The 5,758-nt window shown below is 67.4% G+C and carries 2 pseudogenes; one reads left to right on the top strand and one right to left on the bottom strand.

From position 1 onward, the window contains the following. Positions 1–1,820, bottom strand: a pseudogene (locus tag ACEZDG_RS37820) (hypothetical protein); the annotation flags it as partial. Positions 1,821–2,642: 822 nt separating this feature from the next. Between ACEZDG_RS37820 and ACEZDG_RS37815 the strand changes: the two are divergent. Further along, a pseudogene (locus tag ACEZDG_RS37815) lies at positions 2,643–5,758 on the top strand (RHS repeat-associated core domain-containing protein); the annotation flags it as partial.

Genomic DNA, 5,758 nt, shown 5'->3' with positions numbered 1-5,758 from the left:
TGTGCGCCGGCGGTGGGTGCGGGGTCGGGGGACACGCTGGGGGCGCCGGGCTTGGTCGGGTCCCAGGTGAAGGTGCACGCGGTGGACCAGCTCTTGGAGGCCAGGGTGCCGTCGCTGCTTCTGACGATGAAGGAGAAGGTGGTGGCCGCGCCGCCGGCCCGGGCCTTGTAGAAGGACTCGGGCACGGTCAGGACGGCGGACTGCCCGGAGCCGCCGGTCCAGGTGTTGGAGGCGATGCCGTTGGCGGGGGTGAGCAGGTTGGTCTTGGTGCTGTCCGAAGTCTTGTAGAGGTCGATGGTGGTGGTCAGCGAGCTCTTGGTGACGGTGGACTGGACGGCGTACAGGGTGACGCTGGTGTCGCCCAGCACGGTGCTGGTGCAGTTGGTGGCCGGTGAGGTCTTCAGCCCGGTGGGGGTGTTGGGGTACTGGTCGTAGGTGACGGTCAGCTGGGCGGTCTTGGGGTCGAACTGCTTGAAGGCGTAGTCGTCGGTGTGGTCGGCGGCGCGCATGACCAGGGTCTGGGTGGCCTTGCTCGCGGTGACGTCATTGGTGATCTCGGTCTTGACGTCGAAGGGGGGAGTGCTGTTGGCGGGGCAGCTGGAGTTGTAGCCCAGGGCGAAGGAGTGCGAGTCGACGCTGCTGCCGAGGTTGTTGACCCAGGCGTTCCAGGTGGCGTTGGCGGAGGTGAGGACCTGGCTGGGGGCGTAGAGGTTGACGGTCTGGTTGTGGCCGGAGGTGGGGCAGGCCCAGGAGTAGTCCTCTTTGATGCCGAAGGTGGCGGCGTAGATCTGGGCGCCGCGCAGGGTTGTGAGGTCGATGGGGAAGTCGAAGATGCTCATCGCTTCCCCCTGTACGTCGCCGCTGTTGCCGACTTCGGTGTCGCCGGTGTAGGAGACGCTCTTCTTCCAGTAGCTGTCACTGGCGACGCCTGAACCCGGGCTGGACCAGCCGGTGTTGCCGTACTCCGGGGAGAGTGTCGGGTCCAGGTAGACCGGCCAGGTTGTATCGGGGGCTGTGAGCAGGGCGCTGGGCTCGTCCAGGGAGATGGATCCCGGGCTGGTATCGACCTTGAGCGTGGCGACATGGGCGTCGCGACCGGGAGCGTCGACCGTTGAGGCGGGAGCCTGGTCCTCCGCGGCGCTCTGGGGGGCGACTGCGCTCTGGGCCTTGGCGGCGGCGCGGCTGCCACTGGTGGTGGATGCGGCAGCTGCGGGTGCGGTGGCCGAGTCCCAGGCGAGGGGGGTGGGTGCGGTGTAGACAGGGTGGCCGGCAGCGTCGGTGACGGCGAGGTTCCCGGCGGTGTCGGACTGGACCTTGAGTCCGCGAGTGGTGGTAGTGGTGCTGGTGAGCAGGCTTGCCAGTTGGGGGTTGTCGGCTGCTTCAGGGGTGCGGACGGTGAAGACGTCGCTGACCGCTCCGCTGGTCTGGACGGTCACGGTCAGGTCCACGCCGGGCAGGACGTCGGCGTACACGGCGCTGGAACCGGACACGGTGGGGTGGGGGAGGGTGACCGGCAGGGACAGCGACAGGCCCTGGCCGCCGGTGTAGAGCGACGCGAATGGGGCGCTGCCGCCCCCCGACAGGACCACCTGGTTCAGCGAGGCGGCCGGGGACAGGGTGCCGTCCGGGTTGGTCCTGAGGGTGGCGTCCAGGTCCGCCCACTTCCCGTGCTGGCGCACGCGGGTGGGGACGGCCGACTCGGTCAGCGTCAGGGTCCCGTCCGGATTCGCCTCGGTCAGCGAGGTCGTCGAGGTCAGTGAGGTGACCTCCACCGGTTTGCCGGTGGACTTCGCGCGCGCCGCGGCCTGCTGCGCGGACAACAGCCCTGCAGGCGCCGCTGCAGGAACCACGGCCTTGCCGGCGGCCGCCGCAGCAGCGTGAGGCGCGGTGGCTGTGAGTGAGGCTGCGGCGAGCGCGACGGCCAGCAGCGCCGTCACCCCTCTGCCATGTGCGTACAAACGTTGCTGAAGTGCCATTGCCCTTTTTGTTCCTATCAGCCCGATCCGAGGTGCGCAGATCGCCCCCGTCACCGCGAGTATCGCCGGATGAGATCTTCCCGTGCCTCTCTCTAGGACAGCGGTAATGGCCTAATGGTCGGATTCATGACTTTCGTCATCGAACCTTGGGGGAATCTTTACCTATAGCGGCGAAGGCGCTGGCTGTGCGGCTGAGTGGGCTTGACCTATGGCCTCTATGGCTCTATCCGTAGACGACGGCCATGGGAGGTTTACTTGGGTCCGATCCGGGGCTGGGCCTTTGATATAGGGCTGTGGCGTACGTCACAGGAACATTTGCCAGATAAATTCAAGATATGGGTGGATTGCGCTTGAATCCGCTGAGGGAACTATTGCACCGCTGCTCGGCGCGACTGCTAGCGTCCACGTGATCAACGCTGACCCGGCATCTGTATGCGGCTGTGGCCCCAGCGTTCGCTGATCGGCGACATGGTCATCGGGACGCAGGGGGCAGTGGTGAAGGCCAGGCTTTGGTGGAGTGGGCACCGGTTGGTGTGGGTGCGGGTCGCGTTGCTTGTTGCGGCGGCGTTGATTGCCCAACTCGGGATCTCCTCCACTGCGTTGGCTGCTCCTGCGGTGGCGGTGGCGGGTGTGGCGCCGAAGCCGGCGTTGGGTCATCCGGTTCCGGTGACGGAGGTCAAATCCAAGGCGGCGGTTGCGCCGAAGCAGCCGAAGAATTACACCGCGACCGCGGCTGCGACGCGTTTCCCGGCGTCCTCGGCCGGGACGGTGCCGTTGAAGCAGGCGGCGGCGAAGGGGCAGGCGGCTGCCAATCCGGTGTGGGGGCAGGCGGTCCCGGACAAGAAGGGCGCCTACAGCGGTCCGTCCTCACTTGGCGTCAAGGTGCTGGCCCACAGCGCGGCTGCCGCTGTCGGTGTCAGCGGGGTCCTTGCCCAGGTGACACCGTCGGGTGCGGGGCGTGGTGCGGTGCGGGTGGGGGTGGACTACTCCTCCTTCGCCCAGGCCTACGGCGGTGACTATGCCTCGCGTCTGCGCCTGGTCAGCCTCCCGGCCTGTTCCCTGACGACTCCTCAGGTGGCGGCGTGCCGGGTGCAGACGCCGTTGGTGACGTCGAACGACGCGTCGGCGAAGTCCCTGTCCGCGACGGTGACCCTCGGGGCTGCTGCGGGGGTGGTGAAGCCGCTGTCCGCGACGGCGAGCCTGGGTGCGTCCGCCGTGCAGGGCGGTGCGATGGTGATTGCGGCGACGGCGTCGGTGTCCTCGGGTGACGGGGGCGGTGCGGGTGGGCAGTACGGTGCGACCTCGCTCAAGCCGTCCGGTTCGTGGACGTCGGGGGGCTCGTCGGGTTCCTTCGACTACTCCTACCCGATCACGGTCCCGCCGGCGGTCTCGGCCCTGGCTCCCAGCCTGGGCCTGTCGTACGACTCGGGCAGTGTGGACGGGCAGACCGCTTCCACCCAGTCGCAGTCCTCGTGGATCGGGGACGGGTGGTCGATGGGCGACTCCTTCATCGAGCAGTCGTTCGTGACCTGCGGTGACGACCCGGAGGGGGTGACGCTGCCGGCGGCGGACAAGACCGGTGACATGTGCTACGACGGGCCGTTGCTGACGCTGTCGCTGAACGGGTCCAGCACCCAGCTGATCTGGGACGCGACCAAGGGCACCGGGGGGACGTGGAAGCCGGCGAGCGACAACGGCGACGTGGTCAAGCACGTGACCGGCAGCAACAACGGCTCCGGCACGTACAACACGGACTACTGGACCGTGACCGACCGCTCCGGCACCGTCTACTCCTTCGGCCGCAATGAACTGCCCGGGTGGACCTCGGGCAAGCCCACCACCAAGTCGGTGGACTACGAGCCGGTGTACTCCGCCAACCCGGGTGACCCGTGCTACTCCGCCTCGGGGTTCACCTCCTCGGTGTGCACGATGGCCTACCGGTGGCACCTGGACTACGTCACGGATCTGCGTGGCAGTGCGATGTCGTACTACTACGGGCAGGACACCAACTACTACGCCGAGGACAACGGCGCGCACACCAACGTCCCCTACATTCGGGACTCGCACCTGGACCACATCGACTACGGCTTCACGGCCGGCAGCGCCTACGGGACGGTGCCGGAGAAGGTGGTCCTGAGCGCCGGTGAGCGGTGTGTGTCGGGCACCTGCGACCCGTTGAACGCGACCAACGCCCCGAACTGGCCCGATGTGCCGTTCGACCTGGTCTGCGCGCAGGGGGCGACCTGTACGAGTTACGGGCCTGCGTTCTTCTCGACGTTGCGGTTGACGAAGATCGAGACGGAGCAGTGGAACGGGACGAAGTACAACACGGTCGACTCGTGGGCGCTGGGGCAGTTGATTCCGACGACGGGGACGTTCAACACCTCGACGCTGTGGCTGAACACGATCACCCACACCGGTGACGACACCACCGCGGGCGGCCCGGCCGTGACGCTGCCGCAGGTCTCGTTCACGCCGACGATGCTGGCGAACCGGGTGAACTTCACCACCGGTGTCGGGGCGGGGCTGGGGCCGTTGAACCGGTACCGGATCGGGGCGGTGACCACCGAGACCGGCAGTGTGATCAGCGTCAAGTACGAGCTGAACAACCCGTGTACGGCGTCGGGTGTCGCTTCGCTGGTGCCGTCGACGAATACGTTGTCGTGTTTCCCGGTGGTGTGGGCGACCAATGGGGCGCCGTATACGGACTGGTTCAACAAGTACGTGGTGCAGTCGGTGTCGCAGTCGGATCCTTCGGGCGGGTCGGCGGGGTTGTTCACCGGGTACAAGTACGTCGGTGGGGGTGCGTGGCACTACGACGACAACGAGTTGGTGCAGGCGAAGTACCGTACCTACGGGCAGTGGCGCGGTTTCGGGGATGTGCAGACCCGGACCGGTCAGGGCACGGATCCGCTGACGGAGTCGGAGAGCTGGTACTACCGGGGCATGGACGGGGACTGGCTCTCGTCCACCTCCAACAGGTCGGTCTCCCTGACGGACTCGCAGGGCGGTAAGCACACCGACAGTGACCAGTTGGCCGGGAATCCGCTGGAGTCGGCCACGTACACCTACGACGGTGGGCCGGTCGACCATTCGAGTATCAACTCGTACTGGGTCTCTCCGGCCACGTTGAGTCGGACCCGCAGCGGGTTGCCGCCGTTGACGGCGAACGCGGTGGGGCAGGTGGAGACGTGGAGTCGGCAGGCGCTGACGGACACCTCGCCGACGACGTGGCGCACGACGGAGTCCGACAGCAGCTTCGACACCGATCCGGCCTCGGTGACGTTCGGGATGGAGTTGTACTCCTTCTCCCACGGTGACCTGGGCCTGGTCGGTACCGGGTCCTCGCAGGCGACCTGCACCCGGACGGTGTACGCCCCGGCGAACACGGCGTTGAACCTGGTCGGGCTGGTGGCCGAGACGGAGACCGACGACAAGCCCTGTGGCGGCACCTCCCCGGGTGGTTCCAGTGTCCCGACTGCGGCGCAGGTCAACGCGCTGACCGCGCCGGTGGGTCTGAACAAGGCCACTGACGTGGTGTCGGACACCCGGACGTTCTACGACAACCCGACCCTGGCGGCCACCTGGCCCCAGCCCACTTCCTTCACCTGGCCGCAGGCCGCGCCCACGTTGGGTGACGATTCGGTGGAGCAGGACGTGACCGGGTACAGCGGGGGTGCGTTCACCTACAAGACCAAGTCCGCCACCGTCTACGACGCCTACGGGCGTCCCACTGCCGCGTTCGACGCGAACGGGAACGAGACCGACACCTCGTACACCAC

Origin of the sequence: Streptacidiphilus alkalitolerans, from assembly GCF_042511045.1 — a bacterium.
GTDB lineage: Bacteria > Actinomycetota > Actinomycetes > Streptomycetales > Streptomycetaceae > Streptacidiphilus > Streptacidiphilus alkalitolerans.
Note: the sequence above shows the minus strand (reverse complement) of the source record. Positions and strands in the feature narration are given on the sequence as shown.